This window comes from Streptomyces dysideae (assembly GCF_001514305.1).
In the GTDB taxonomy this organism is placed as follows: Bacteria; Actinomycetota; Actinomycetes; order Streptomycetales; family Streptomycetaceae; genus Streptomyces; species Streptomyces dysideae.
Genome location: NZ_KQ949076.1, coordinates 630,757 through 657,056 on the forward strand (window position 1 = coordinate 630,757; position 26,300 = coordinate 657,056).

Sequence of the window (26,300 nt, forward strand, 5' to 3'; positions counted from 1 at the left end):
GGAGTCCTTGACGGCTCATCGCGGACCGGACACTTCAGGAATGGACAGCCCTACTCTCGCTCACTCCTTGCCGTCTCTACCGTCGAGCGAGCAGGGCATACAGCAGGGGAACCCGCGGCTCGTCGTCGGGCAGCTGCCACCAGCCGTCGCCGGTACGGATCATGCGGTCCCAGCGGCGCCAGGGGAGCTGCGGCGTCTCCCGCAGTCTCTCGATCTGCAGGCCGGCAGTAACAACGGCGTTGACCACGTCGTCGAGCCCATGCATCCACTCGAAGAAGTCCGTCGCGCCCTGGAGGGCCGGACCATCGGTGTACGTATGGGTGGACTCGCGTTGGATGGCGCCGCTGGCCAGGTAGTCGTGCCCGATCGAAAGACTGTTGGCGTGGTGGTCGTGGCCAACGAGGTCGGGGCCGTCACCGGTGTGCGGCCTGGGGCGCAGAGCGTTGAGGAGCGGGTGGAACTCTGCGACGTACAGCCTGCCACCCGGACGCAGGAGCCTGGCGACTGTCTTGGCCCACGGAATCAGGTCGGGGAGGTAGTACAGGGCTCCCTTCCCCGTGTAGATCACGTCGAACTGACGCCCGTCGAGGACTTCGGCTGCGTCATACACATTGGCCTGGACGTACTCGACAGAGATGTTGGCGCGCTGCGCGAGTTCTCTGGCTGAGGAGACGGCCTGCCCAGAAAGGTCGAGACCTACCGCATGAGCGCCGCGGTGGGCGAAGGCGATGGTCTCGGTACCGAGATGGCACTGAAGGTGGAGAACGTCGCACCCTTCCAGTTCACCGAGGTCTTCCCACTCGAAGGGGGCAAACCAGCGAGAAGGGTCGGGAGCCTTGCCGTCTTCGAGGCCGTAGTACCTGCTGCCGATGTGGACAGAGGTACGCGCGTCCCAGTTGAGCTCATTGGCTCGCATCATGTCCCGGCTGGTGAGGTCGAGCCCTTCGGATGCCTCAGTCATGCTTTCATCCAATCACCTGCCTTCGGGACACACATATCACCTCGGTGATATCACTCAGGCGATGGTCCCGCCCTTACGAACTAGGCATCCTTACAAGCTCGTTCGGCTCGCGTCAGGAGCCGGATGTTGAATGCACCTTCTCCCCGCGAGCAACACCTTGGCGAGCGGGAAGCGTGGCTACTAGCCGCACTGGAACACACCTCGCTCCGTGTCCGTATTCCAGACACCTGCTGGACGGCCCATTAGGAGGGGCACAACGTGACCACGTTGACGCACCGATGGCTCCCGAGCCGCATGCCGGACGAGACCGATGTGCGACAGGTTTACGGCTTCTGCTTTGACGCCGCCGGCCGGGTGTTGCTGGGAGTGGAGCACGGAGAGAGCCCCGGGCATCGAATGCCCGGTAGCGAAACGAAAGTAGACGGATACGACTACCTCGCAACGTTGGTCCGAGAGTGCCGAAGCGGGTATCGGGTCACCATCACGAAACCTATCTATCTGGGATATCGGCAGGTTCGAGACCAAGACGCCAAACTGACCTATGCCGAACTCTTCTTGGCAGCGCGCATAACCACGTTCCATCGCCGGAGTCCCGCGCTTGGTAGCTGTCGCTCATTCCAGAGGCTGCTGACACCAGTCAGCTATGTTCCCGATCGCCTCGGCTGGGGAGCAGAGGGATCGCTGCAGATTTCTGCCGCTGCCGCTGTCGCAACTAATGTCTTCGGCCTCGACCTGTCGGTTCTGCACGACGAGGTCTATCGGACCTGAGGCGATAGCCGTCCGCCACCAACACGCTGACAGTTGAATTTGACTCTCTCTACTGGCGCGTATCCAAGAACGTGGATGATGCGCGCCCTGCAAGACAGTGTCGCAAACGATCACGCATGTCCGAGTCGGCAGGCTCGGCGAAATGAGCGGCGGGAGGGGAGACCTGTGGCATCCGTACCGCACAAACCGATCGCTGAAAGTCCAGACAACGGGCGAGGCAACGTACCAGATCGCGGCATCTTGGTACTTGCCTACGGGCACAGGCGATACCACCGCCAAGCATATTCACTGGCCCTATCGTTGCAGCGCCACTCTCCCGGCATGCATCGCACCCTGGTCACCGACGACGTGCGATGTATAGCAACGAAGGCATACGACTCGGTGATCAAGATTGAGACTGGGCAGTCCGATGACTGCCGCCTCAAGCTCAGTCTCGATACGTATGCCCCGTACCCGCGCACCCTCTACTTGGACGCCGATGCTCTTGCAGTCCGCCCCATCGAGCCAGTATTTGACCTATTCGACAGCTCCGACGTTGGAGTAGTCGGGCGTGACATCACAGCCGACCAAGACGAAATCTGGTATGGGGACGTCGCCTCAATGTGTCGCGCAGCGGGTACAGGCTGGCTACCGAAGTGCAACAGCGGCCTGATCCTCCTCCACGCCACCGATGCAACTCGGCAAGTGTTCGCTCGGGCCCGCGAATTGGTCAATCAATACAGCGAATTGGGGCTGCACACCTTCCGCGGAGGAATCGCCGACGAGCCCCTCCTGGCGATGGCACTGGCCGAGCAAGGTATCCACGCCCAAGATCTCACTGCTCTCGCATCCGCGACTCCGATCGGTATCAATGGCCCACTGCGAGTCAATGCACTTACTGGGGCGTGCACATTCGCCAAGCAAGGGCTTGAAGTTGAGCCCGCTCTGATCCACTTCGCAGCTGACTACAGCTCGGACTACCGGCTTGCCGGCGCCCACTACAGGCGTGAGCGACTCGCGCTTCATCTGTCTCAGCGCCTCGGAGCGCCTGACAGGACAGCCCGGATCGCCGCAGGGCTGCGCTACGGCCTTCAGTGCGGAGCGTTCAACACCTGGATCCGCATCGTTGGCCGCGCCCCTCGCGACCCTTCCGACTTCTTCAGCACGGCGAAGCAGCCCCTTGAGGTGTCCCAGTGATCAGCGACAGGAAGCAATCTTCGTTGAAGGAGAAGGACTTGTGACACAGGTGCCACAGCCCCGTCAGACTTCGCCGATCCACGAGTCGACGGCCGGGGAGCCCGCTTTCCGGATCGCGTTCCTCTTCCACACCAATCTCGACCTGCTCAGCCAGACCCTGCCGCGTTGCTTGGAAGCCCTGACGGCAGGGACTCAGGAGTCTTTCGAGGTGGTACTGCACTGTGACGGGACTCCCCCGCAGACCGTCGCCCAGCTCGCCCCGCGGCTGGCGCAATGGGGGGTCGACGAGGTGCGAGTACGCCGCCGAGACCGGTTCGTAGCTTCTGGGGACGGATCGAACAACGGGCATCGCAGACTGTTCGACCAGCGCTCCCCGTACCTGATCGTCATCGAAGACGACGTGGTCATGTACCGCACCGATCCGTCGTTCGACGCCTTGTCTGCCTGCCGGCGCCTCTTCGAGAAGCACCCAAGGGTTCCCGTGTTGAGCAAGGTGAGCGACCACCACCAGTGGTCCTGGAAGCTCGAAGACGCAGGCGACGAGCTCGAACCTGGCGTGCGCTCCGTCAACCGGCTGTCCACGCACTTCATCGCGTACGACCTGCGCCGGTTCACCCCCATTGCCGATCGTTTTGGTGGCTTCGACCTCGACGTGTTCATCGACCGGGACGACCTCAGCTACAACTGGGAGGATCTCGTCTCCCACGTTGGCACTACGGGGGAACGCCATATCGCCTTCCCCGAAGGCTGGCCGCTTGAAGTGTTCCACTGCGATCGCAAGGTCGCCCCAGGGTCGATGTACCACACCCAAGATCCCCGGCTGAAGGCTCAAGTCCTCGCCGAGCTGGAGCAACGGTTCCGAGTGGGTCTCGACACGCCCATTGAGGTGACAGCATGACGACCGCTCCGACACGCATCAACTCGTCACGCTCGTATGCCGAGCGCCTAGAGGCGTGGCGTACGCGCCTTGCCGAGAGTCGGCATCTCTCGAGTCGCTTCCGCGACCGGTACTCGATCGTCCTGGCGCAGATGGAAGCATTCGCCATGGCGGAAAGCGTCGCAGCAGCACGGGAGGCAGCAGCCGACGACCCTCATCGAGCCGCTGAGTTACTGGCTGGCACTACCCTGCTCCCTTCAGCAAGCCGGGCTAGCGCGCCTCTCCTCTTTGACGGCGACACGGACATCGTGAGACTGCTGCGAGAGCTGCTCGCTGAATGTCCCCACCTCGATGACTTCATGGCGGCCCAGCAGCCCTTGGCTCAGACCGCCGTCCCGATCCACCCCTCCCGTAGGGCACGCATTCTCCGAGTCGATGAACCAGCTTCGTGTGACTTGGTGGCGCTGGTCTGGTCGGCCGGATCCGTCGAGGAGCGGCAGAGGAACGCTGCTCTGATCTCCGGCATCCTCCCTGAGCGGAGTGGTACGGGTGAGCTGCGGTTCGCCGTCCAGAGCGAGTACGCGCTGGTCCGGACGGAAAGTTCGGCGGACCCGTGGGTCTTCTCCCCGAACCTCGGCGAGACATTGGAGGATGCGCTGCGCTCGAGGAGGCTCGATTCGCGCAGCCGACGCCGGATCCTTACCGCCCTGCGACGGCTACGCGAGGCGATGCTGGAGGCTGGCCTGATCTGGCAGGGCTTCGCTCCCCGGAACATGTTTCTCCGAGATGAGGAGATCATCCTCATCGACTTCGAGGAGGTCGTCGACAGCAACACCTCGCCAGCACGCGCGGCTGAGTACCTGCTGTGGCACAGGATCTTTTTTGCCGACAGCCTGACCGCCGCGGAGGCCGCCGAGCTGTTCGCCGTGGACAGCAATGGTGCGCCCGCCATCGCTGACGATCATCCGCTGCCGGCGGACTCGTTTGAACGGGCGCTGCTCGCGGTCGATACGGTGACGTGGCGGCAACGCCGAGAACTCCTCGGTCAATCCCTACGCCTTGAGAGCCAGCACCGACGTCCTGAGCGACGGCGTGATGGTGGAGTTCTGTACGGACACGAGCTTGGGCACTTTTGGGGCGACTTCCTGCCAGTTACTCATGAGGTCCGGCTCTTCAGCCATCTGTCCCCGATAGAAGATCCAAACACGCTGGTCGCATGCCTGGAGGCATTTGAGGCCGCGATGGAGGCCGACATCTGCCGCGCCATTCGAGCCAGCTGCACAGGCGCCGGCGATGGCAGTGCAATGCGCACAGAGGGGCTCATCGACGCCCTGGATGCTGTTGGCGTGACCGCTCTTGCTGAGGCGCGTCTGGACACGCGGGCCTGGTACCAGCAGCTGACGGCCGATCCTGCTCGTCTCATAGACGAACTTCTCTTTCAGCTCGGCACCAATGTCGGCGGTGTGAGCCAGGCGCTCCTGGACACCTACCTCGTCGGCAGAAGTGGCGCCCGGAAAGGGCATGAGGAGGATCTGGTCGAGACTGTTCGTGTTGGCCTGGACTTCCTGCACGGCGCCGAGCCGGAGCAGCCCTTCCTTCGCTACGCCGAGCCGACCGCACTGAGGAAGTCCGTCGCCCAGCCCCTGCCGCGGGAAGGGCTCGGTTTCGACCACGTCCTCGCTGAGGTCAACGACGTCGTTGCCCGTTACTCCATCGGGCAGGGGCACCCCAGGTATTTGGCGTTCCCCGACTCGGGCAACGCCTTGGCTGCCCTGGCCGGCAGCCTTCTCAGTCCGCTCCTCAACCAGAACCTCATAGCCGTCGACCGCAGCGCGCCGTCAGCGACCTTCGTCGAGGCACAGGTCATCGAATGGCTGCGGGAGCTGGTCGGGTACGCGACCGTTCCGCTCACCGAACTACGCGGCGTCAAAGACGTCTCCGGTCTCTGGACGACCGGAGGGCATCTGTCCAACCACATCGCGATGCTCGCTGCGCTGGGACACGCCTTCCCCGCCGCACGCAAGCATGGCCTGCGAGGGCTCGACACCCAGCCAGCGGTCGTCATGGCAGGGCCGATCGCTCACTACTCGCACAGCGACGCCGCGTTCCACCTGGGCCTGGGCTGGGACGCGATTCTCTCCACCGGCGCCAAACAGGGCTACACGACCGACCCGGCGGCTGTTGACCGGCTTCTCTCGGATCCGCCCTCCGGTCGTACGCCGTTCATGGTGGTTGGAGTGGCCGGCAACTGCCGGACCACAGGACTGGACGATCTTGAGGCGCTCGGTGAGGTCTGCCGCAAGCATGGTGTGTGGTTCCACGTCGACGCCTGTCACGGAGGAAGCCTGATCTTCAACGATCGGCTGCGGCAGCAGCATCTTCGTGGAATCGAGCAGGCCGATTCTGTTTCTCTCGACCCCCACAAGGGCCTCTTCACCCCATACCCCTCGTCGTATGTCCTGTTCCGGGAGCGTGAAGTCCTCACCCAGTTCAGCCGTCACACGACGACTGTCATGGCGGACGACTGCTGGGACCTCGGGCTGATCACCCCGTTCCTCGGATCGCGGGGCTTCCAAAGCCTGCCGACCTGGATGCTGCTGCGTCACGTCGGCACGCGTGCCTTGGGCGCGATGGTGGAGGCTCGGCAGGCTCTGGTGCGCTACCTGGAGAGACGACTCGACGAGACCGGACTGTTCGTCCGTCTCAACGACGTTGACTTCTACCGGATGGCCTTCGTGTTCTGCCCACCAGGCGTTCGTAGTGCGCTCACCAGCCTGGATGCAGCCGGCAGGCAGCGAGCGGCGAAGGTCGTCAGTGCGTACACGTCGCGGGTGAACACAGCCCTGTACCAGGCCGGTGAGGTGTGCTTCGACGAGCACTCGCTCGCCGACCTGGCTGACCGTGTGGGTGCTGGTGCTGGAACCGGCTACACGATCATGGCCACATGCCCCGGTAATCCGCTCCTCACCCGGGCTGATCTGGATGTCGCGGTGGAACGGCTCGTCGCCGAGGCGCAACCGCTCGTCGAGCCGATGCTGGCGGAGATCCGCGGAGAAGCTGTGCACCAGCACGCTCCTCGACTGAGCGGGCCTGCCGGATGGAACGATGGCGAGTGAGCGGCGACGTTGTATCCGCGATTGATCAGTTCCTCACCGATCAGTCCTGCGAGGCAGTTGCCGCATTCGTCTACGGCTCAGTCGCGAGGGGCCAAGCGGGGCCGACGAGCGATGTGGACACCTTCGTGCTGCTCGCAGAGCCGTTGCCTGCGGTTGCGGTGCAACGGCTCCGGTCGGGCTTCGCCGAGCTCCAGGAACGCCTCGGATATACCCCTGACGCCGCCTATCCGGTGGAGCTGTTCACCGTACAGCAGGCCCATGGGGCCCTTGCCGGGAATGAGGTCAGCCGAGCCATTCATCAGGCCTGCTCTCAAGGGAAGGTCAACTCCGACCTGGCCGAGGCAGATGCCGTGGAAGTCCTTCGGGCCCTGCTCGGTGCACGGCTGACCGTGCGCGCCTCCGCGCAACTCGATGAGTTGACCGTACGTGCCACCCAGGTTCTGACCCGGCACCTGCGCTCCGCTTCTACACCGCCCGAGCGGGAGGTCCTCCGCGCGCTCGGCATACGAGGGAACAACTGACCGCACAGAGGAAGGAAGATCCGTTGGCTACGGAAGATTTCGCATGGAAGGCCTCGCCCGGACAAGTTCTCCCGGCGGACAACCACGTCCACACAGAGTGGTCGTGGGACGCTTCGACAGGGGTCATGGAGAAGGCCTGCGAGGAAGCGATACGGCTCGGGCTGCCGGCTATCTCTTTCACCGACCACGCGGACTTCACCGCTTGGGCGTTCCCTGGTGAGGCGCAGGATTCGTCCGTCGTCCGTGTCATCGACACCCACGCTCACACCGGCCTATTCGACCTGGACGGGTACTGGGAGTGCCTGGAACGCTGCCGCGACCGCTATCCGGATCTCAAGATCCTTTCCGGCATGGAACTCGGCGAGCCTCATCTGTTCGACAAGGAAATCAGCGCGCTCCTGAAGCGGCGGCACTTCGACCGGCTCCTCGGATCTCTGCACTCGCTGACCGTCGACGGGCAACTGCACTACGCGCCGTTCCTGTTCACGGCCGACAACGCCCAGGAGCTGATGCGCACCTACCTCATCGAGACCCTCAACATGGTCGAAAGCAACGACGTGTTCCAGGTCCTCGCCCACATCGACTACCCGATGCGCGCCTGGCCGAAGGGCGCGAAGCCGTTCAACGCGAACGACTACGAAGAGGAGTACCGGGCCGTCCTGCGTGCTCTCGCCCGCTCTGACAGGGCTCTCGAGATGAACACCCAGGGCCCCTGGCCTGCGGCCGAGGTTGTGCGCTGGTGGTACGAGGAGGGCGGATCAGCGGTGTCCTTCGGCAGTGACTCCCACGAGCCGGAGACCGTCGGCCGGAACTTCGCCGCGACTGCGGCCATGGTCGAAGCTCACGGCTTCAAACCGGGCAAGGACCCCATCGACTTCTGGCGCCGATGACCCACCCAGGACAGCAAACGAGGAGATTGCGCGTGCCATCGAAGCCAGCACTGGATCGCCTGGTGCCATCGCCGGTGTTCATCCTCAGTTCGATACGTTCCGGGTCGACGCTCCTGCGGTGCATCCTGGACACTCACAGCAAGATCCGGGCGCCGCACGAGCTGCACTTGGCCGATCTTGAGGTCCAGCTCAGCAGCCCCTACATCGAATTGGCGATGCAAGCCTCGAACCTGGAGAAGGACGAGATCGAGCACCTGCTCTGGGACCGCATGCTCCACCGCGAACTGGTCTTCACAGGCAAGGACATCGTGGTGGACAAGACCCCCGGCAACCTACTGCTATGGCGCAGGCTCGCCGCGTGTTGGCCGCAGGCCAGGTACATCTTCCTGCTCCGGCATCCACTGCACATCCTGGAGTCGTCGCTGGCCGGCAGACCCGAGCAAGATCCCGCACAGACACAGCAGTTGGTGACAACGTACCTCCGGGAACTCGACTCAGCCCGCCGTACCCTCAACGGCGCCACCGTGCGCTACGAGGACCTCACCCGCGATGCGGAGCAGGTGACCCGGGAGATCTGCGCCTACCTCGACGTGCCGTGGGAACCCGAGATGCTCAACTACGGGACCGTGGATCACGGCCCGTTCGTGCAGGGGATTGGCGACTTCACCGAGAACATCAAGAGCGGCGTCGTCCAGCGCGGCCGGAGCCTGCCGACAGACGCGGATGTGCCGGACAGCCTGATGGAAGCCTGCCGCGCCTTCGGGTACGTGGAGGCCCATCGGTGACAGCCCCGGCGACCGCGGGCCAGGTGCCGGACAACGGCACCTCCCCCCTTCAACGACAGGACGCGAGGCAAGAGCAGGCGCGTAGCGTCATGAACGCGCTGCAACCACTCCAGCGGTGGGAGCAGTTCGGTGTGCCGAAGCTGTGTGGGGCTATGTCGTACGGCCTGCTGGTTGCCCCGGACATCGACATTGAGATCTACGGTTCTCTACGTGTCGATACCGGGTTCTCCCTCGTGTCCGAGTGGGCCCAAGACCCGGCCGTCGACAGAGTCCTGTTCCTCAACGCGGTCAACGAGCCAGATGCCGGCCTTGGCTGGGAGGTGCGCTACCGGGTTCGCGACGTGCCCTGGACCGTGCAGATGTGGCTGCTACCCACCGACTACGAGGGGCCACGATCGGCTGACCTCGTGGAATCCATGCGCGCCGCACTGAGCTCCCAGACCCGCAGTTCGATCTTGCGCATCAAGGAATCCCTCGTGGCACGCAACACCGAGTACCGGTCGATCGATGTCTACCGCGCGGTCCTCGACGATGGCGTTAACGACGTTGAGGAGTACGACCGGTGGTGCCGGTCGTACTCCTCAACGGGATTGCTCAACTGGCGCCCACTACCTCGCCGGTAGCAGGCGCCCACGGGTCACATACGGTCAGGGGCGTCGATCCCGAGGAGGCCCAGGCCCAGCTCCAGTGTCCGAGCGGTGATGTCACACAGAGCCAGGCGGCTCTGCTTGACGTCACCCTCGGCGCGCAGAACAGGGCACTTCTCGTAGAAGCTCGTGAACGCCGACGCCAACCCGTAGAGGTAGTTGGCGAGCTTATGGAACTCCAGCGTCTCGGAGACCTCAGCGAGGAGGCTGCTGAACTCAAGCAGCTCCAGAGCGAGGGCGCGCTCGGCAGGCTCAGCGATGACCAGCTTCTCGATACCTTGCAGCGGCGTTTCCACACCAGCGCGGCGGAAGATGGAGCAGATACGGGCTCGCGCGTACTGCAGGTAGGGGGCGGTGTTGCCTTCGAACGACACCATCCGGTCGACGTCGAAGACGTAGTCCCGCGTACGGTCGGTGGAGAGATCCGCGTACTTGACGGCGCCGATGCCGACCGCCTGGGCGACTGCGGCACGGGCTTCTTCATCAAGCTCGGGGTTCTTCTCGGCGACCACCGCGGATGCCCGGACCACGGCCTCTTCGAGGAGGTCCACCAGCTTCACTGACTTGCCGGCGCGGGTGCGCAGCATCTTGCCGTCGTCGCCGAGGATCGACCCGTGTCCGACGTGCTCGGCGCGGGCAGGTGGGACGAGCCAGCGTGCGTCCCGAGCCACGTCGTAGATCATCGCCAGGTGCTGGTGCTGGGGCAGGCCCACGACGTACAGCAGGCGGGTGGCGTGGAGGTTCCGCAGGCGGTGCCGGATCGTGGCGAGGTCGGTGGCGCCGTAGCCGAAGCCGCCGTCGCCCTTCTTGACGATGATCGGCAGAGGGTCGCCGCTCCGGTTCTTGTAACCGTCGGGGAACACGCATTGTGCGCCGTCGCTCTCCCGCAGGAGGCCGAGCTCGTCCAGCTCATCCACTACGGACTGGAGCTGGTCGTTGTAGTAGCTCTCACCGAAGAAGTCGTCTTCGGTGAGGCGGACGCCCAGCATGCCGTAGACGGTCATGAAGTACTTCTTCGACTCGTCCACGAGCGTCTTCCACAGACGCAGGGTCGTCTCGTCGCCGCTCTGCAGCAGGACGACCCGCTTGCGGGCCCGGTCCTTGAACGTCTCGTCGGCGTCGAACTTGACGCGAGCGGCCCTGTAGAAGCCATTGAGGTCGCCGACCGACAGTTCGTGTGCGGCCTCGGACTCTCCGATGTCCAGAAGGTGCTCGACGAGCATGCCGAAGGGGGTACCCCACTCGCCGATGTGATTCTGGCGAATGATGGTGTGCCCCTGCCACTCCAGGAGGCGCACGGCTGCGTCGCCGATGATCGTCGAACGCAGATGTCCGACGTGCATCTCCTTGGCTGCGTTCGGGGCGGAGTAGTCGATCGCGATGGTCTCCGGGGCCTTGGCCTGCGGTACGCCGAGCCGCTCGTCACCGATGGTGTCAGCGAGGAGACGTGCGAGAACCTCGTCAGAGAAGGTGAGGTTGATGAAGCCGGGCCCCGAGATCTCGACCGAGGAGCAGAGATCGTCAAGCTGCGCGGCCTCCACGACCCGGCTGGCGATGTCGCGCGGGTTGCCACCGATCTTGCGAACCAGCGCCAGGGCGGCGTCCGACTGGAAGTGAGCGCGCTGGGATCGTCGGATGACCGGGTCGACGGGAGCGCCTGCCACCGTCTCGAATGCCGGGGCCAACCTCTGATGCAGCAATTCTTCCAGATTCGCCATTCGAAAAATCTAGCTGAGCCAAAAGATGGGTGTCCAATCACGAGATTGGCGCCACGGCGGGCCCAAGGACGGCACCCGGCGCAGGCTCGGCCGTCAGGAACCAACACCGCACCAACACGTAGCGTGATCACCTGACTACAAGATTTAAGAAACGGCTGAACCCCCACGCACGGGCTGACGGCCACGTGATACTCACCAACATGCCGGACCCTGTGCACGCCTCCCACGATGAGATCGGTTTGACCAGCGACCCCTTCAGCAGGATGGGGCGCCCGCGGTCTCCAATCAGAGGTACGGCGGCGGCCGGCGCAACGCGGTACCAAGCACCAGTCCCACTGCCGCAGCCACTGATCATGGGAGGACGCCGATGAAGACCGTCGTGCTGCTCGTCAAGAACGGCATCGGGTTCGGTCACTTGAGGCGCGCCGTGCTCATCGCCGAGGCCATCAGGAACGAAGGCCGACTCCGCCCCGTGATCATCAGCCAGGCCAGCTCACTGAGCCTGTTCCGCGACACCCCCGTCGAGGTCATTAACTTTCCGCTGCTGCACAGGGTGTCGTCGGCCGTGGCAGAGGACAGCTACACCGCGATCCTCGACCGGCTCCTCGAACGACTTGATCCAGCAGTTGTCATCGAGGACACCTACCCGGACCCTCGCTACCTCTCCCTCAAGTCGCTCGCCCAGCGCCCTCGGCTACTGGTGATGCGTCGCCTCGATGGGACGTCGTTCGACCAACTCCGCATGCAGGGTCGGTTTGCGGCCTACGACGAGATCCTCATCGCGCAGAGCCGCGAGGACTTCTTACGTGAAGGGCACAGTGGCGACTCGATGGCTGCCGTGCAGTTCGGCACCAGCTTCTCCTTCATCGGGAACCTCAGCTATTCGCCTTCTCCTGCCGAGATCGCGCAGATGCGCGCCGCCTACGCCCCCAACGACGAGCCCCTGGTCGTCGTCAACGGCGGGGCTGGTGGGGATCAGATGCCTGACGGTTACGGCGACCGTCTCTTCGGTGCCTGCGCGCAAGTGGCAGCACGGATCCACGCGGACGGTCACCGAGCGCGGTTCGTGTTCGTCACCGGCCCGTACTATGCCGGCAAGCCGCTGCATGAGACAGGAAACGTCACGGTCCGCCGGTACGAGCCTCGGCTGGCGGGACTTCTCTCCGCGGCTCATGTCGCGATCATCAAGCCCGGTAACAATGCCTTGTCCGAGGCATTGCTGGGCCAGGCCCATCTCGTCCTCGTACCGGATGTCTCCTTCATGGAGGGTCTCGACGAGCACGCGGCTCGAATAGCTGAGCAGTACGGCGGTGCCACGGCGACGACCGATCCGGAGGCCCTTGAGAAACTCGTCTGCGAAGCTCTCGCACGCCCTCTTCGTGAAGTGCGGCTCGAGCCGAACCACAAGGGTCTTGCTGAAGCAGTCGATGTCATTCACCAACTGGCCCAGCGGCCCCTGCCTCACGTCCCACGACGCCGCCTCATGCTCGTCCTGAATCCCGGCTCTGGTCAGCAGGCCGACGCCTTGCGCCGTGCGGTTCCGGAACCGCTGAAGAGTGCGCTGATCCTCAACGAGACCGCCCCGGAGGGACCACCCTCCATCGCGGAGCTCGATGCACCGCGTGCTGGCGTGGAGGAAGTACAGGCGTTGTTGGTGAGCTCCGAGCCCCCCAGCACCACGCCACAGGCGATCGCGGACCGTGGCATTCGCTTGCTCATAGCGCCGAATGCTGTGTCTCCGGCAGTAGAGCGGTGGATGCGACTGGCCCCGCCCCTACCGGCGCTGGCTGTTCTGCATGGCTCCACCGTCACGGCCGCCGCCGGCCGGGCTGAGTTCTGTCTCCGAAGGCTTGCTCAGGCACTGGCTGCTGAGGAACCGTCGTGTGTGATCTTGGACCTGTCAAGGTTGAGTGACGGGAGAGCCATTGAGCAGTACCTGGCCAAGATCGGCGATTGGCTGCGTCTCCAGCCTGTTGAACTCATCGGTCCCGAAGCGGCCACCGCTCTCCTCGCCCGACGTCTATTGGAGTCATCGTGACACCAGGGGTGGATCTTGCGAACGATGCTGTAGAGCCCGAACTCCGGAGCGTCTGCACGTTCGATGTTCGTCATGCCGACAGCGACGTGGAAGGTCTCGTTGATCAAATCATGGGTCTTCTCGACAGCGGCGTGACGCTGGTGGATCTCTCGCACCACGATCACCGAGGCACAGTCATCGAACTTCGAGCGCAGCCGAAGGGCGGTACCGCTCAATGACGCTCTCAGAGTCCACGACCAGCCTGGTCGCCGACGTACAAAAGCAAGGGTTCGCGATCTGGCCCGGGTTCCTTCAGGGCGAACGATGCGACGAGATACGTAGGCTCGCCAAGCACCTCGCGGGCGGCGAACACGCCAACCGCTACCCCAAGTCCACACGCGTGTGGGATCTGTACCGGCATGGGGAAGAGTTCGTTGATCTTCTCGCCGACCCAGAACTCACCGCGGTGTTGAACGAACTGCTTGGAAAAAACCACCTCCTATCCGACTACAGTCTTAACGTCGTTCAGCCCGGCCAGCCAGTCGACGGCTGGCACATCGACTACCCCTACAACGAGATGCCGGCCCCTGTGACTGGAGCCGTCCTGGGGTTGCAATGCGTGCTGGCTCTGGATTCCTTCCGCTCCTCAAACGGAGCTACTCAGCTGGTCCCCGAGTCGCACACAAGGACGGACCGTCCCGACCCCGAAGCCGTCATCGAGCACGTTGTGTTCGACGGTGAGCCCGGAGCATTGTTGATCATGGCGGCAGCGACCTGGCACCGCTCAGGCTTCAACGCATCCACAGCGCCGCGGTCGGCTGTCCTGATGAGCTTTGTGGAGAGGTGGGTGCGGCCGATGTCCGATCCGCCGGAGCCGGGGCCGTGGGGACGTACAGACGCCTTGCGGATGCTCCTGGGTATGCAGCGGCCACCGGAGACGATCAATGGCGTAGCGATCTAGAAGTCGTACACCGCGAAGTCGGTGACCGGTCGGTAGCCGATCCGCTGGTAGAGGCCGTTGCTGGTGGGGTTGGCCAGGTCCGCGAACAGCAGGACTTCCGCCGCGCCCGCGGCAAGCGCGGCCCGGCTCACCTCGACCATTACGGCGCCCGCGTAACCGCGGCCGCGCAGGTGGGCGGGCGTGTAGACGGGGGCCACCCGGATCTGGCCCGCCACCATAGGAGTTACGCCCGCCATGGAGACGGGGGTGCCGTCCAAGGTCTCCCAGAACCTGACGCGTCTATTGGCGATGCGCGTGTCGGCCCAGGATCTGGCGTCCCTGGAGGCGACTTCTCCGATGGCGGCGGCGAACTCGCGGTACCAGCACATGAGTTGCTCGCGGTCCTGCTCGCCTGCGACTCGACCCCGCCCCTCCGGTAGCGGCTCCAGTGGCATGAGCGTGCCGAGACGGTACAGGCGCTGCCGCTCATAGAGCGTCGGCGTCGCACCCGTGTGCCGCTGCCAAGCCTCGGCGAAGGCGGTGGCGGTGTCGTGGTCCGCGCTGACACCGGGGAGGCGACAGCCGAGGCCGGCCAGGTGGGCGGCGAGGGTGTCGGCCTCCTCGGGGGTGAGGGGGGTGAGGTTCAGACGGCGGGGCGGGGTGCGGAAGAAGGTCGCGCGGACCTCACCCGTCCGCTCCAGCAGGCCGAAGATGGGGGCTTCCGCGCCGTATGCGTCCGCCCCGCGCGTACGCAGCGCCTCGGTCACCGTCAGCGGGACGGTGTGCAGGGCGGGGCGCGAGCGCAGGAAGTCTCCGGCTCGGGCGAGAAAGCTGTCGACGTCTTCGGTGAGGTGCCAGTCATCCGGGCGCATGCCTCATGATCCCGCGCGTTCACTGACTGCGCCCGTGGTTTTCCGACGGGGCGAGGCTACGGGGCGCGGTCAGGCGCCGCCTCCCCCCAGTGAACTTTGCCGCCTACTCCGGCTCCGGGTCGGTCGCCAGACGGCCGTGCAGGTGCATACCCCGGAATGGGTCGCTCAGGGAGCGGGAGCACCGTAAGGAGGCGGTGTGAGGCGGTCCAGGCGCCAGACGACGTCGGTGCCGCTGTCTGAGGGAGCTGCGGGTGGTGTTACCGGCTCCCGCCGGACTTCGGTGAAGCCCAACCGGCGCGGAATGGCGCCACTGGAGGTGTTGGCCAGGTCGTGCGCGATCTCCAGGTACTCCACGTCCGGCAGGGCGAACATCTCGGTGACCATGGCTGCCATCGCTCTCGTGGCGATGCCCTGGCCGGTGGCGGCAGGGTGCAGCCAGTACCCCATGCGCCAGCCCTGAGGTTCGGCCCCGCGGTAGGTCGAGCACATGCCGATAAGCGTGCCGTCTTTGGTAATGGCGTAGTTGTACGCGTCGCCGCTTGCCCACTTCGACTCGGACTTCGCGAGGAAGTCTCGGGTGCTCTTTTCGCTGTGCCCAGCGACCCACGGCATCCACGGGCGCAGGTGGTCCAGAGACTCCTCGATCAACTTGAACGCCGGAGGGAAGTGGCTCTGCCCCCGCCAGCGTCGCAGGGCGAAGTCTCCGCATTCGATGATCTGACTCGGCCGCTCCATGGCAGCCCATGATTGTTTCGCAGAAGGCTCACAGCAACGGAATATGGGCATGCGTCAGGCCGTCTACTTGGCAAGACGCCGGTAGCCCGGACGGCCTGAAGATCGGGGGAAGTTGCCGCCATGTGCGGGTGGTCCCGGCCGCTCCGGTACGCCCCAGGCGCCTGCGGTGATCCGCGGGACAGCCACTGAACGCATGCGCAGCGGGAGCTCAGGTCAGGGCTTCGGCGATCTGGTCAGTGATGTCCACGAGCCAACCAGGATCTCCGTTTTGGCGACCCCATTGCGCGGACATCACTGCACGCGCCTGGGCCCAACGAGAGACGCGCTCTCGGTCGAGTTCGGCGGTTTCGGAGAAGATGTCGAGGCGACGCAGCAGCGCCGTCTTCAGATCATCGGCGGCTAGCAGATCATCGAAGTGGCCGCGGAGTAGCTTGATGGCGTCGTAAGCCGGATCGCCGACGTACCCCTTAGGATCGATCGCCAGCCAGGGCTCCCGCTCGGCCCGCAGCACATTGGCATAGTGCAGGTCGCCGTGGACGAGCGTATCCGGCTGGTCGGGGCCAAGCTCCTTCACAGTCGAGAGCGCTGCGTCGACTACCCGCTGCGGCAGAGGATAGGCCAACTCCGCTGCTGCCTCGCGGATTTCATCAAGCCACCACTGCTCAGCGTGGTCGCGCAGCCGTGGCAGGCGCGGAGGAGCTGGCACAGCCAATCGACGGACGAGGCGGCCTGCGGCGGCCACCGCCTCGTCAACGTCATCGAGATCGGCAAGGCTGGTCTGTTCTGCCTTCTCCAGCACCATGGCGAAGTTCGAGTCGTCACGCTCGTGCAGCAGCACGGCTCCACGTCCACCCCACCAGGCAAGGGCGTGGGGCTCATGGACAAGGCCGGGGTGCGGATGCGAGATCTTCAAGACTCCGGGGTCGCCATGGCGCAGCACGGGGACTACGAGCCCGACCTGCCCGTGCATTGCTGTAGCAGTCGGTGTGCAGCTCCAACGCTCGAGTAGCTCATCAACCAGGACGGGCAGGGACGCGAGCCAAGTCCTGCTGCCTTCGCCCTCCCGATCGATTGTTCTGCTTGCGAAGTCATCCGGTATCTCGATCATCCAGCACCCTTGGCGGCCTGCCCCCTCCGCTCTGTCCGTCGTCCTCATGCGGAACGGGCCAGCTAGATCGTCTTCTCTCGCACGACCTGGGCAGGTACGCCGACCACTGTGGCCCCGGCCGGGACATCATGGGTTACGACAGCTCCGGCTCCGATGTTCGCCCCTTGCCCTATGTGGAGGCTCTTCTCGAACGGAGTGATCACCACGGCGTTCGCCCCGATCATGACATCGTCTCCGACGATGATGCGGTGTGGTGATCCTGCCGGGGCACGAACTGACAGCGTGACGTTCTGCCAGATACGTACCCGCCGGCCGATCGTCACGTTGTCGTGGACGACCGTTCCGAGGCCGTGGTGGCCGAGATACACGTCGGGGCTAACGTCTCCGCCAGCAGCAAGCGAGTTGTGGTAGAGGAACGAGTTGAGTTGCTTGACGCGCTTGGCGAGCCAACGGTGCTCTCGCTTGCGTAGTGCGATCGCCCACATCCACAGCCGTTCAGGGCTCACGGTCGATGCTCCTCTTGCCTACGTTGAAGTCGTCGTATGGGTAGGTTCGTCGGCCGCGGTCAGTTTTCCGCTGCTGTTCATCGGGGCCCAGGCGCCGGCCCGGAATTCGTGTACATTCCGAGCGACGATCCGCGAGCCATGCGATCTCGCATTGATTTCCGCCTCCGATCAGAGTGGATTCCTTTGGAAGCACGGAGGTTGAGCGTCCGCAGGCTCGCTAGGCTTGATCGAACGTGACGCCGATCCACACTCCGAAGGAGCGGTCTCACGCGGGTATGAGGTCGTGCAAGAGTCTGATCCGCGCGACAGCGTACGACCGCACCTCGGCACTGGAGCATCACTCCCGTGATACGGCCATTGCCGCGCTACATACCCCGCGCCATGTGGCGCGTCTCTGTCGGTGGCGTCGAGGTCAAGGTGCCGCACCGTTCCGCAGGCCACGAGCGTGCGGTGCGCGAATGATCGGCGTGAGGCCGTCAGTCAGGTCTCGAATTTCTTCGAGTGGGGCACACGGCCTCAACTGTTCGTTCTGGAACGGATATCACGCCCGTGATATCACCTGCGGAATATACGTAGAGGGCATTTGACGGGACAGTTCTGTGGTCAGCCGCCACCGATCGTGCGAGACCCACGGTCGCGGGCGTACGACTTCGTCCAAGGGGGCCAGCGGCCTCACGCAGGCGGCACCAACTGCGCGGGCCGTGTCGCTTGCGCGGATTCAGCTACACGCGCCCGCGCAGCCATCCCCCATCAATTCCGAGTGCACGCGAATCGAAAGGACAGTCGAGCAGTGTCGGCCCAGCCTCGCGTAACGCCTCGAGCCCTCACTCCTGCTCAGGTGCGGGTAGCTCGCAAGATCGCTGGCGGCATGGACACCGCTCAAACCGCGTTCGAGTTGGCTATCACACCAGGCACCGTCAACGTGCAGCTGGCGAACATGGGCCGGAGGCTCGGAGTGAGCGGTCGGGCCGCAATCGTCCATGCCGCCTACGCCGCCAGGCAGATTCCTCGCCCCGAGCGGGAGTCTTTCGACGGTGAGTTCACTGAGATCGAGATTCAGACGTGGAACCTCATCGCGTCAGGGGCAACGGTGCAACGCATCGCTGACGTATTCCGAGTCTCGCGCGCTACCGCTCGCATGCGGATCAGGTGCTTGCGACGCCGGCTGAAGGCTTCCAGCGACGCGCACCTGGTGACGCTGGGCTGGCGATACGGGGTGGCCGATGAATCGCTCATGGACACAGGTTCTGAGATGACGATCGCAGTCGCACGAAGTGTATGACGTGTCGCCGCTAGGAATCCGCGGTAGTCCTCGGTCACCGCTCGGATCTTTAGCCTCAGGCAGGCCCCACCACTGCATCGACATCTTCGAAGGCGCCTGCGGCGGGGCTTCACTCGAAGCCGGGCACGCGAAGCTCTGACCTAAACTGCCCATCAACGGGCCGATGAAGGGACGCAGCCGTGCCTCAGCCGAACGCCGACGACCAGCCCAAAGCCCTCAAGCCCGCCCTCGAATCCATGACAGTGCTGGTCGCCGCCGTCATCGTCCACGACAAGGCCACCAACCGCGTCGTCCTCCTCCAGCGCAGCCAGAACGCCAAATTCGCCCAGGGCATGTGGCACCTCCCCGTCGGCAAGAGCGAACCCGGCGAACCCATCACAGAAACCGCCGTACGAGAGCTGTACGAAGAGACCGGCCTCACCGTGAAGCCCGAGGCCCTCAAGGTCGCCCACATCATCCACGGCGCCTGGGGCGTCGAAGCCCCCAACGGCTTCCTCACCGTGGTCTTCGCCACCCACGAATGGACCGGCGAACCCGAAAACCGCGAACCCCGCAAGCACGACCAGGTCTGCTGGGTCGATGTCGAAGCAGTCCCCAAGGAATTCTTGGACACCACTGTCAGAGCCGTCCACCGTTACTTTGAGGACGGTCCACAAGTGTCCCTCGACGGCTGGTGAGACCACGCTGCCCCAGTTCCGAAGGAGCTTCCCGGTCCTGGTGAGGAATTTGTCAGCTCGGCCGGCTGGCAGCACAGTCGGGCGCACGCTCGACGTCGAGGACGAGGCCATCAGGTGTCGGCACTTCGTCCGCTGGACTGGCCTGCTCACGCGCTCGTCGGGTCGCCGAGCCTCGATGACCGAGCCGAACTCAGTCTCCATCCTTCGTTCCGACGGCTAAGCGTCTCAGGCAGCACCCCATTGGGCTTGGCCATCGGAATTTCTGAGGGTCTCAAAGCGGTGGGACAACTGCCGGCCGGCACCAGCGTCCCCTTGATCCGCACGTCGAATGAAGGAACCGAGGGTGTGGAGATCCCGGATCTCACAGAGAACGGGCAGACCAGGCCACTGCCTGATGTCGTAGCCGTACCGAAGGCTGAAATCATCGAGCTCTGCACTGGTCCGTCCGAAACGGACTCCTTGGAAGGTATTGGCTAGGTCGAGCTCGCGGGGGCCGACGGCTGCTTCGTCCCAATCACCGAGCCTGACGTCTTGTTCGTCCCAGAGGGTGTTTCCTGGATACGCGTCACCATGGATGTGTCCCTGGCCCAGAGGGAACTCCAACTTCCCGTAAGTATCCAGCAGCTCCTCGCGCCGGGCAGCCAGCCACTCGCGCTCGGACGGCTCCAGGTAGGTACTGGAATCCACAGCACTCTTGAGAGACGTGAGCGGCTGGTACTGGGGCAGGGACACCGGCGGCGGTGGCAAGGCGTGGAGGGCTCGCAGTAGATCGCCAAGCCTTCCCGCCGACGGCGCTCCACGCTGAGGTTGCGGGTAGTGCCGCCAGAACGTGACGACATACGGGGCGCATGCCACTGGTTGCGGAACGTCCACAGGCTCCGTCGCCGGGAAGTCGTTGGCGACGAGCCAGCGAGTGAGGGACACGGCAGTTTCGAGCTGCCGTTGTTGCGAGTCGGAGCTGACGCGAACGACGACGCCGTCATCGGCCAGCAGGAAAACGGACGTGGCGTGATGGTGGAGTTGAGTGAGGGATCGGTCTGCCAATCCGGACGCCCGGCAGGCGAGGCGGGCGGCCGACTCAGGTGAGACCGTCAATGTCATGGAGTAAGGGCCTTCGCTGGGGTGTCGATCGCCTTATAGCCGCGGGTTGCGTCCGCTAGCTCGCGGGCGAGCCGGCTACGGGTGAGCCGCGGTTCTTCCAGAAGCCTAGCTACTCCCTCCATGGCGTCGCCTAGCTGCCGGATACGACGGTTCGCCGGAAGCTCCAGGAGGGGCTGGAGCTGCTCGCCGGCACCCTCGATCTCCCCGGCAACGATACGCGCTGTCACGATGTCCAGGCGGGCCAAAGCCTCGTCACCGTACGACCGGTGTTCCCTCGGCCCGCTCTCGTACAACTCGATCGCTGCGGTGGCATGCTTTTCGGCCCGCTGATGCTCGCCGAGCAGGGCGAAGGTTCCGCCCATGTAGTACTCCTGCTTCGCTTCGGGGAAGGTGAGAAGTCCCCCAAACCGGGTCAGGGCGTCCGGGGCCGCCTTCTGCTCGCGGGCACGCTGGAGCTCCTGAAGAGCGGCCATGGCCGTACCGCGATCTCCGATTCGCGCTGCTGCTCTCGCTTCAATCGCGGCAATTCGGATCCGAGTCTCACCGCCGGGCGCAAGCCGGATCGCCTGTCGCGTGTAGTCGAGAGCCGTTTGCCGGTGGGTCGACCACTCGGCGATCAGGGCGGCCGTGCCCTTCACCCAAGCCCGTAGGTCGTTGTTGTCCGCCTGCTCGGCAAACGTCCAAGCTGCCTGGAGCTGCGCGACCGCCGCATCTTCATCACCGAGGTTCTGTGAAGCGTGGCCGAGCAGGAGGCAACTCGTACCAGCGAGGAGGAGTAGTTCGCTGGTCTGGCCCAACGGTTGGTGGCCGCTGAGCAGGAAAAGAAGGCGGTCTCGGGTTGCGACGAGGTCGGTGAAGACCTGGTGCAGTGGAGCGTGAACGTAGTCGACCGCGATGTGGGCGAGCGCGGACTCAAGTCGCTCAAGTTCCACATCGCTCACGTTGCTCTTCGTGATCTCGTCGGTGAATTGCAGCGACTGCGCAGCAGCCCGCGCTGCCAACTCGTTCAAGTTCGTGGTGTCGCTTTCCGCTGGCCAAATGCCGTCACGGCCATGCCCGAGCTGCGACGCGTGGGCTGGTGTGGAGAGCGCTGAGTGCCCACGAAAAGGTGGTCCCAGCAGAGCGTCCGGTGCTCCGACGCCCTGCAAGAATCGTGCGGCCTTATCGATGTTCGTCAAGCGGCGATTCCCGGCTTCCAGCATCGACAGAAAGCCCTGGCTCAACCCGGTCATGAACGCCATGTCGTCCTGCCGGAGACCTGCCTTGTCGCGAATGAGGCGGCTCGCACGACCGAAGTCACAGGCGGTGATGGCTGATTGGACGTCGAGGTCCAGCCAGACCGTGTCTGGGACGTGAGGTACAGGGTGGGCGCCGAGCCGTTTTCCGCGTGCGCACGCGGCGCACCGGTCCTCCAGGTTGTACTGGCTCAATCGGCACCCGCAACCGGCACAAGCCCGAGCGTGCTTTCGCATGGCACCCCCGTTTCTCATCTGCGCGCGCCAGCGTAAGTGCGGACATGGTCGTGCCCGTATCACGGAAGTGATACGGGCAGCCAGAGGAACTTCAGTTCGCCTCAGATGCGTTCGACGGTGACTGCTGTAATCGCGTCAAGGAGCCGCGGTACGTCTTCGAGGCTCTCGAGGACGACATCAGCTCCGGCCGACGCCAGCTCGTCGGCTGAGGTCTTCCCGGAGGCGACCCCGATCACGGGAGCGCCTCCCTCAAGTCCCGTGCGGACGTCTTCGAGGGAGTCGCCGATGATGACCGTGTTGGAGCGGGTGAAAGCCGCCCCGTGTTTGGCCTGAGCGCGCTTCTGCGCGACGCCAACGAGGGCCGGACGGTGGTCGTTGTCGGAGGAGTATCCGCCGATCTCTGTGTCCAGGAACTCGTCCAGGCGGAACGCTTCGAGCTTCAGAAGCGCGTTGGGTCTCAGGTTTCCCGTGACGACGGTCGAGACGCGCCTCGGCTGTGCCTGCACCGCCTTGAGAGCGGCCAGGGCGCCGGGAAGCAGGAGGCCTTGCTCGCGTAGATCTTCCGTGTGGGCGGCGAGGCGCTGTGGCAGGAGTTCCACCATCCTCGGCTGCAAGTGGGGCACGTCCGCCTCGGAGACGCCGTTGTCCAGGAGCAGGGATCGGATCGCGAGGGGCATGGTGACGCCGGTTCCCCGAGCCGGAAGTCGCTCTGCTGGGCGCCCGACGATCTCAGCGAAGGTCTCTCGGTAGACCTGCCGGTCGACGTCACCGACGTACAGCAGAGTGCGGTCGATGTCCCACAGCACGAGGATCTGCTGGGCGTCGCTCAAGTTCGGCTCCCTGTCGCCACCATTGCGGCACGTCGCTCCAGTACCTCTTGAGCGTACGCGTTGTGGGCAACCGGCTGGAGTTCGCGAATCATGCTCGTGACGTGGTTGTCGAATCGAGCCGACTGAAGGGTTTCCGCCAGGTCGAGGACCTCGTGTGCCGTAGCGCACCCGGCTTCAAGATCGCCTTGCGCGATATGCGCGGTTGCGGCACGTGAGAGGAACAGACCCCTGGTTCGGTGGTCTCCTGAGTTGAGGGCCTGCCGTGCTTTGGTGAAGCTGGCGACGGCGCTGCGCGGATCGCCCAGGTCGAGGTAGCAACTGCCGGCCTGTCCGTGGATCTCCCCCTCGTTGATCCAGTACAGCCAGTGCGGATCGTGCTCGGAGCGCCCCTGGGCGCAGAGTTCGGCGGCTTGCCCGAGCGCGGTGAGGGAGGCGTGGCGTTCGCCGAGTTTCGCGTGACCGCGGGCTTGTCGGGTCAGCAGCATGGCTTCGAGTGCTGGAGTGCCGAGTTTCTTGATCTTGTCGCGGGCCCGGCGTGCCGCGGTGACGGCGTGGTGCGGCGTCCCGGTGGAGTACCCGTGGATGGCGATGTAGGACAGGGCGCCGGCGCCGAGCCGGACGTCTTGTGAGGCTTTGGCTGCGCGCAGTGCGGCGTACAGGTAGCCGAGAGGTCGGTCGCGATTGCCGGAGTCGAAGACGAACCAACCCGTCTGAGTAGCCGTGTCGGCGATGATCGCCGCGAGTCGCCGCCCCGCTGCCTCGTCGTAGGACGTGGAGACCATGAGGTGCCTGAGGAACTGAAGGTGTCGGTCTCCGAGGCCGGCAACGGTGCCACTGCCGTCGCTCGCGTCCATCGTCCGCAGGCTGTCCGTGGTGCGCTGGAGACCATCGAGCAGTTCGTTGGTGAGGCGGCTTCCCCCTACTGCGCGGCCGAGGGGTTCGGCTTCGGCGCTGTCCCATGCGTTCACGAAGGCGGTGAGGGCGATGCCGCTTGCGGTGAGGAATCGTCGACGGTCCATCGTGCTGTCTCCTACCGCAGTATCCAGTGCTGCCACCATACGGACCGTTGTCCAGGGCAGAGTTGGATCGGCGTCACCAGCGAACTGGTCCCGGGGCGGTTGCGACGCGTTGGCTCTGGACTGTGGGAGGGGGAGCGCGACGAGCTCGGCTGGCACATCCAGCCCCGTCAGGAACTCGACGATCTTGTCGATGTTCGTGAGGCGACGGCTGCCCGCCTCCAGCATGGACAGGAACGCCTGGCTGAGGCCGGTGAGTTGGGCCATGTCGTCCTGCCGCAGGGAGCCGCGCAGTCGAATCAGGCGGCAGGCCTGGCCGAAGTCCCAAGCGGCGAGCGCGTCGCGAACGTCTGGGTCGAACCAAACGTATTCCGGCACGACGGGGAAGTGCTGTTCGGTGCCGCGGGAGCAAGCGCATGCGAAGCACAGGCTGTCAGTGTTGTAGCTGCTCAGTTGGCCACCACAGCGGTCGCAGCTTCGCAACGGCTGCTGATGCACGTCAGGCCTCCCCGCGAGTGAGCGTGCGCAACCTCAATTACTCCTGGTGGAGCCGGAATTACACAAGTGATATCACCCTCGGAATGTGTGCGCAGGATGTTTTGCCGCCAGGGTTGGAGTCCCGCAGCGCGACGTGGCGACGAACCCACCAAGAGCGTGATCATTCGGTCCGCCTGCTGCTCGTCGCGCTGCGGGGTACGCGCACCTGTCGCTGATCCCCCTATCGGAGTCCACGTTGTCACCCGCCAGACGACCAAGGTTGGGCCGCGGCCCGCTTGCCTCCTCCCACGGTCCGCTTCTCGCACCTCACCCGGCAGAAGCGCCGGGCCAGTGGGTGGTGCCCGGTGGCCATTAGCATCTCCGCCGTCGTGCTCCTGGGCATTCTCGTCTTCATCTTTGTCAAGAAGAGCGGGCTGAATGCGGCGCACGCCATCGTGTGCACTCTCTTCGGGTTCTTTCTGGCGAGTACATCGATGGCTCCGAGTATCAACCGCTTCGTCACCAACTTTGCGGACATGGTCGGTCAGATCCGCTTTTAGGGCAGCTAGCGCCATAGCCGGAGCAGTCACTCCCCCTGCCTGAAGGCACACCCTGCCGTTAGCGGCTCAATCCCCCAATTCTTCTGAGGCCCTCTGATGACATGCACGCCCAACTGGAAATCCGCCTCGCATCGCGCTGCTCGTGTGCCTCAGAAGAGCAGCGGTGTTCCGCCTTTGGGGCGTCGTCGTTCCCGATTCGAGGGTCCGTGATGCCTCTCGTGTATCACCCGGCCGGCCACGACGACGACCTACGCGTGGCCTTGGAAGAGCTAGAGGCAGGCCGCTGGCGAACGACCGGGAAGCTGCTCCTGGATACGGGCGCGCACTGGGCACTGCGGACATCGCGCACCCAAGTGTTGGCCGTGGCGGCAGCTCGGTCGGATGTGGTCAACGTTTGGCTCGACGAAGAGCCCGGAAACTACAACGCGCAGCTGATGAGTGCTCGCGTCGCCGTTGAGCGGGCGCTACGCGCACACCGCCAAGGGCATCCGGCGACCTTGGAATTCGAGTTCAGGGCCCGGCGTGAGGTGCTGCTGGCGGCTCGTCACGCGCCGCAGGATCCCGTGCCGTGGGTCTGCCTTGTGGCGTTGGCGCAGATCGACACCCGGCAACTGCGTCATGAGCACCGCTTGGCGCCGGCCGAGCCGATGCTGCCGAGCGGACCCTGGGGGTTGCTTTACGAGGTCAACCAGCGTGATCCATACAACCGCGAGGCTTACCACCGTGTGCTGCAGTTCCTGCTCGCACTTGACGGGCCCCAAGCCGCCTCCTTGGCTGCGGTCTTCGACTTCGGGCGATGGGTGGCATCACAGCGGCCGGTTGGGTCTCCGCTATTGCTTCTGCCCGCGTACGCGCAGATCGAGCAGCGACGCCGATCGCACGCCGATCCGTTGTGGCGGCGGCAGTGGGCGCACGAGTCGACGCTCGATTACACGCTCAACGCCTTCCACGACTGGTTCCGCAAGACGTCCCCTGAGCAGTGTTCGGTCGCCGATCTGCACTGTCTCGCCTATGCGTTGTGGGCGGGACATCAGTATCTGGAAGCCGCCGAGGTGTTCGCGGCGGTGGACCCGTACGCGGCTCGTGAGCCCTGGGCCTCGGTGCACGACGGAGCCGCAGGACCGGATCCCGGCGAAGCGCTACTGCTTCGAGCACGTGCCGAGTCCTTTTCCTACGCCCGCTCCCACGGGAGGCGCGCCGGTCCGCATCCGTAAGCGGCTTCCGGCTGCCCACTCCTTCGGTTGGCAT

The 26,300-nt window shown here is 64.7% G+C and carries 25 protein-coding genes; 15 read left to right on the forward strand and 10 right to left on the reverse strand.

The genetic code is table 11. The features are described from left to right. Window positions 1-76: 76 nt before the first annotated feature. Entirely contained in the window at window positions 77-961 is an 885-nt protein-coding gene (locus AQJ91_RS06015; protein WP_067017087.1) for a class I SAM-dependent methyltransferase, read from the reverse strand. Between the two features lie 258 nt (window positions 962-1,219). Here AQJ91_RS06015 and AQJ91_RS53375 point away from each other — a divergent pair, with 258 nt between their 5' ends. From AQJ91_RS53375 to AQJ91_RS06050, 8 genes are all read left to right on the forward strand, one after another. Then, entirely contained in the window at window positions 1,220-1,729 is a 510-nt protein-coding gene (locus tag AQJ91_RS53375; protein ID WP_159054489.1) for an NUDIX hydrolase, read from the forward strand. A 321-nt stretch (window positions 1,730-2,050) separates the two neighbouring features. Beyond that, on the forward strand, window positions 2,051-2,905 hold the full coding sequence (locus AQJ91_RS06020) for a glycosyltransferase family protein (protein WP_159054490.1): 855 nt from the start codon (window positions 2,051-2,053) through the stop codon (window positions 2,903-2,905). Between the two features lie 40 nt (window positions 2,906-2,945). Beyond that, a complete protein-coding gene (locus tag AQJ91_RS06025) occupies window positions 2,946-3,803 on the forward strand; it encodes a glycosyltransferase family A protein (protein ID WP_199847856.1) in 858 nt (285 codons plus the stop codon). Further along, a complete protein-coding gene (locus tag AQJ91_RS06030; protein WP_067017092.1) occupies window positions 3,800-6,898 on the forward strand; it encodes a pyridoxal phosphate-dependent decarboxylase family protein in 3,099 nt (1,032 codons plus the stop codon). Before AQJ91_RS06025 ends, AQJ91_RS06030 begins: the two co-directional genes overlap by 4 nt. Continuing rightward, window positions 6,895-7,419 carry a nucleotidyltransferase family protein gene (locus AQJ91_RS06035; RefSeq protein ID WP_159054491.1) on the forward strand — a complete coding sequence of 175 codons (525 nt, stop codon included), beginning with the start codon at window positions 6,895-6,897 and terminating at the stop codon, window positions 7,417-7,419. Before AQJ91_RS06030 ends, AQJ91_RS06035 begins: the two co-directional genes overlap by 4 nt. 23 nt (window positions 7,420-7,442) lie before the next feature. Continuing rightward, window positions 7,443-8,309: a histidinol-phosphatase HisJ family protein gene (locus AQJ91_RS06040; RefSeq protein ID WP_067017096.1), complete on the forward strand. Its 867-nt coding sequence runs from the start codon at window positions 7,443-7,445 to the stop codon at window positions 8,307-8,309. 32 nt (window positions 8,310-8,341) lie between these two features. Beyond that, window positions 8,342-9,094 carry a sulfotransferase family protein gene (locus tag AQJ91_RS06045; RefSeq protein ID WP_199847857.1) on the forward strand — a complete coding sequence of 251 codons (753 nt, stop codon included), beginning with the start codon at window positions 8,342-8,344 and terminating at the stop codon, window positions 9,092-9,094. Continuing rightward, a complete protein-coding gene (locus tag AQJ91_RS06050; protein WP_067017101.1) occupies window positions 9,091-9,717 on the forward strand; it encodes a hypothetical protein in 627 nt (208 codons plus the stop codon). The genes AQJ91_RS06045 and AQJ91_RS06050 overlap by 4 nt, the downstream gene beginning before the upstream one ends. A 14-nt stretch (window positions 9,718-9,731) precedes the next feature. On the opposite strand, the gene argS is transcribed toward AQJ91_RS06050, so the two are convergent. Then, window positions 9,732-11,459 carry an arginine--tRNA ligase gene (argS, locus tag AQJ91_RS06055; protein WP_067017103.1) on the reverse strand — a complete coding sequence of 576 codons (1,728 nt, stop codon included), beginning with the start codon at window positions 11,457-11,459 and terminating at the stop codon, window positions 9,732-9,734. Between the two features lie 367 nt (window positions 11,460-11,826). Here argS and AQJ91_RS06060 point away from each other — a divergent pair, with 367 nt between their 5' ends. From AQJ91_RS06060 to AQJ91_RS06065, 3 genes are read left to right on the forward strand one after another with little or no spacing between them, the layout of a single operon-like run. Further along, the gene (locus AQJ91_RS06060) at window positions 11,827-13,497 is read left to right on the forward strand and encodes a hypothetical protein (protein ID WP_067017105.1); all 1,671 of its coding nucleotides are present in this window, start codon (window positions 11,827-11,829) and stop codon (window positions 13,495-13,497) included. Continuing rightward, window positions 13,494-13,715, forward strand: a complete 222-nt coding sequence (locus AQJ91_RS53380; RefSeq protein ID WP_159054492.1) for a hypothetical protein — start codon at window positions 13,494-13,496, stop codon at window positions 13,713-13,715. Before AQJ91_RS06060 ends, AQJ91_RS53380 begins: the two co-directional genes overlap by 4 nt. After that, window positions 13,712-14,437: a phytanoyl-CoA dioxygenase family protein gene (locus AQJ91_RS06065; protein ID WP_067017107.1), complete on the forward strand. Its 726-nt coding sequence runs from the start codon at window positions 13,712-13,714 to the stop codon at window positions 14,435-14,437. Before AQJ91_RS53380 ends, AQJ91_RS06065 begins: the two co-directional genes overlap by 4 nt. Here AQJ91_RS06065 and AQJ91_RS06070 read toward each other — a convergent pair. From AQJ91_RS06070 to AQJ91_RS06085, 4 genes are all read right to left on the reverse strand, one after another. Further along, window positions 14,434-15,288 (reverse strand): GNAT family N-acetyltransferase, encoded by an 855-nt coding sequence (locus AQJ91_RS06070; protein WP_067017109.1) that lies wholly within the window; start codon window positions 15,286-15,288, stop codon window positions 14,434-14,436. The two genes, AQJ91_RS06065 and AQJ91_RS06070, sit on opposite strands and share 4 nt — an antisense overlap. 165 nt (window positions 15,289-15,453) lie before the next feature. Continuing rightward, entirely contained in the window at window positions 15,454-16,023 is a 570-nt protein-coding gene (locus tag AQJ91_RS06075; RefSeq protein WP_067017111.1) for a GNAT family N-acetyltransferase, read from the reverse strand. 208 nt (window positions 16,024-16,231) lie between these two features. After that, window positions 16,232-17,179 carry an aminoglycoside phosphotransferase family protein gene (locus AQJ91_RS06080; RefSeq protein ID WP_324617972.1) on the reverse strand — a complete coding sequence of 316 codons (948 nt, stop codon included), beginning with the start codon at window positions 17,177-17,179 and terminating at the stop codon, window positions 16,232-16,234. 14 nt (window positions 17,180-17,193) lie between these two features. Then, window positions 17,194-17,637 carry a serine O-acetyltransferase gene (locus tag AQJ91_RS06085; RefSeq protein WP_199847858.1) on the reverse strand — a complete coding sequence of 148 codons (444 nt, stop codon included), beginning with the start codon at window positions 17,635-17,637 and terminating at the stop codon, window positions 17,194-17,196. 790 nt (window positions 17,638-18,427) lie between these two features. On the opposite strand from AQJ91_RS06085, the gene AQJ91_RS53385 reads away from it, so the two are divergent. Beyond that, window positions 18,428-18,919 carry a helix-turn-helix domain-containing protein gene (locus tag AQJ91_RS53385; protein ID WP_267891168.1) on the forward strand — a complete coding sequence of 164 codons (492 nt, stop codon included), beginning with the start codon at window positions 18,428-18,430 and terminating at the stop codon, window positions 18,917-18,919. A 236-nt stretch (window positions 18,920-19,155) separates the two neighbouring features. After that, window positions 19,156-19,596, forward strand: coding sequence for an NUDIX domain-containing protein (locus AQJ91_RS06095; RefSeq protein ID WP_067017258.1), 441 nt, complete (start codon window positions 19,156-19,158; stop codon window positions 19,594-19,596). 225 nt (window positions 19,597-19,821) lie between these two features. On the opposite strand, the gene AQJ91_RS06100 is transcribed toward AQJ91_RS06095, so the two are convergent. From AQJ91_RS06100 to AQJ91_RS06115, 4 genes are all read right to left on the reverse strand, one after another. Continuing rightward, window positions 19,822-20,697: an aminoglycoside phosphotransferase family protein gene (locus AQJ91_RS06100; RefSeq protein WP_067017119.1), complete on the reverse strand. Its 876-nt coding sequence runs from the start codon at window positions 20,695-20,697 to the stop codon at window positions 19,822-19,824. After that, on the reverse strand, window positions 20,694-22,127 hold the full coding sequence (locus AQJ91_RS06105) for a helix-turn-helix domain-containing protein (protein ID WP_234381821.1): 1,434 nt from the start codon (window positions 22,125-22,127) through the stop codon (window positions 20,694-20,696). Before AQJ91_RS06105 ends, AQJ91_RS06100 begins: the two co-directional genes overlap by 4 nt. Window positions 22,128-22,270: 143 nt before the next feature. Beyond that, on the reverse strand, window positions 22,271-22,999 hold the full coding sequence (locus AQJ91_RS06110; protein WP_079084698.1) for an HAD family hydrolase: 729 nt from the start codon (window positions 22,997-22,999) through the stop codon (window positions 22,271-22,273). Next, window positions 22,996-24,513 carry a helix-turn-helix domain-containing protein gene (locus tag AQJ91_RS06115; protein ID WP_067017123.1) on the reverse strand — a complete coding sequence of 506 codons (1,518 nt, stop codon included), beginning with the start codon at window positions 24,511-24,513 and terminating at the stop codon, window positions 22,996-22,998. Before AQJ91_RS06115 ends, AQJ91_RS06110 begins: the two co-directional genes overlap by 4 nt. Before the next feature lie 344 nt (window positions 24,514-24,857). On the opposite strand from AQJ91_RS06115, the gene AQJ91_RS06120 reads away from it, so the two are divergent. Then, window positions 24,858-25,052, forward strand: a complete 195-nt coding sequence (locus tag AQJ91_RS06120; protein ID WP_067017125.1) for a hypothetical protein — start codon at window positions 24,858-24,860, stop codon at window positions 25,050-25,052. Between the two features lie 209 nt (window positions 25,053-25,261). Beyond that, window positions 25,262-26,266 (forward strand): hypothetical protein, encoded by a 1,005-nt coding sequence (locus tag AQJ91_RS06125; protein WP_067017127.1) that lies wholly within the window; start codon window positions 25,262-25,264, stop codon window positions 26,264-26,266. The last annotated feature ends 34 nt before the right edge of the window (window positions 26,267-26,300 follow it).

Excerpts from the sequence above, each read along its gene's own strand:
- AQJ91_RS06015 (WP_067017087.1), bottom strand. The coding sequence starts at position 961 with ATGACTGAGGCATCCGAAGGGCTCGACCTCACCAGCCGGGACATGATG.
- AQJ91_RS06020 (WP_159054490.1), top strand. The coding sequence starts at position 2,051 with ATGCATCGCACCCTGGTCACCGACGACGTGCGATGTATAGCAACGAAG.
- AQJ91_RS06030 (WP_067017092.1), top strand. The coding sequence starts at position 3,800 with ATGACGACCGCTCCGACACGCATCAACTCGTCACGCTCGTATGCCGAG.
- argS (WP_067017103.1), bottom strand. The coding sequence starts at position 11,459 with ATGGCGAATCTGGAAGAATTGCTGCATCAGAGGTTGGCCCCGGCATTC.
- AQJ91_RS06060 (WP_067017105.1), top strand. The coding sequence starts at position 11,827 with ATGAAGACCGTCGTGCTGCTCGTCAAGAACGGCATCGGGTTCGGTCAC.
- AQJ91_RS06065 (WP_067017107.1), top strand. The coding sequence starts at position 13,712 with ATGACGCTCTCAGAGTCCACGACCAGCCTGGTCGCCGACGTACAAAAG.
- AQJ91_RS06070 (WP_067017109.1), bottom strand. The coding sequence starts at position 15,288 with ATGCGCCCGGATGACTGGCACCTCACCGAAGACGTCGACAGCTTTCTC.
- AQJ91_RS06075 (WP_067017111.1), bottom strand. The coding sequence starts at position 16,023 with ATGGAGCGGCCGAGTCAGATCATCGAATGCGGAGACTTCGCCCTGCGA.
- AQJ91_RS06080 (WP_324617972.1), bottom strand. The coding sequence starts at position 17,179 with ATGAGGACGACGGACAGAGCGGAGGGGGCAGGCCGCCAAGGGTGCTGG.
- AQJ91_RS06095 (WP_067017258.1), top strand. The coding sequence starts at position 19,156 with ATGACAGTGCTGGTCGCCGCCGTCATCGTCCACGACAAGGCCACCAAC.
- AQJ91_RS06100 (WP_067017119.1), bottom strand. The coding sequence starts at position 20,697 with ATGACATTGACGGTCTCACCTGAGTCGGCCGCCCGCCTCGCCTGCCGG.
- AQJ91_RS06125 (WP_067017127.1), top strand. The coding sequence starts at position 25,262 with ATGCCTCTCGTGTATCACCCGGCCGGCCACGACGACGACCTACGCGTG.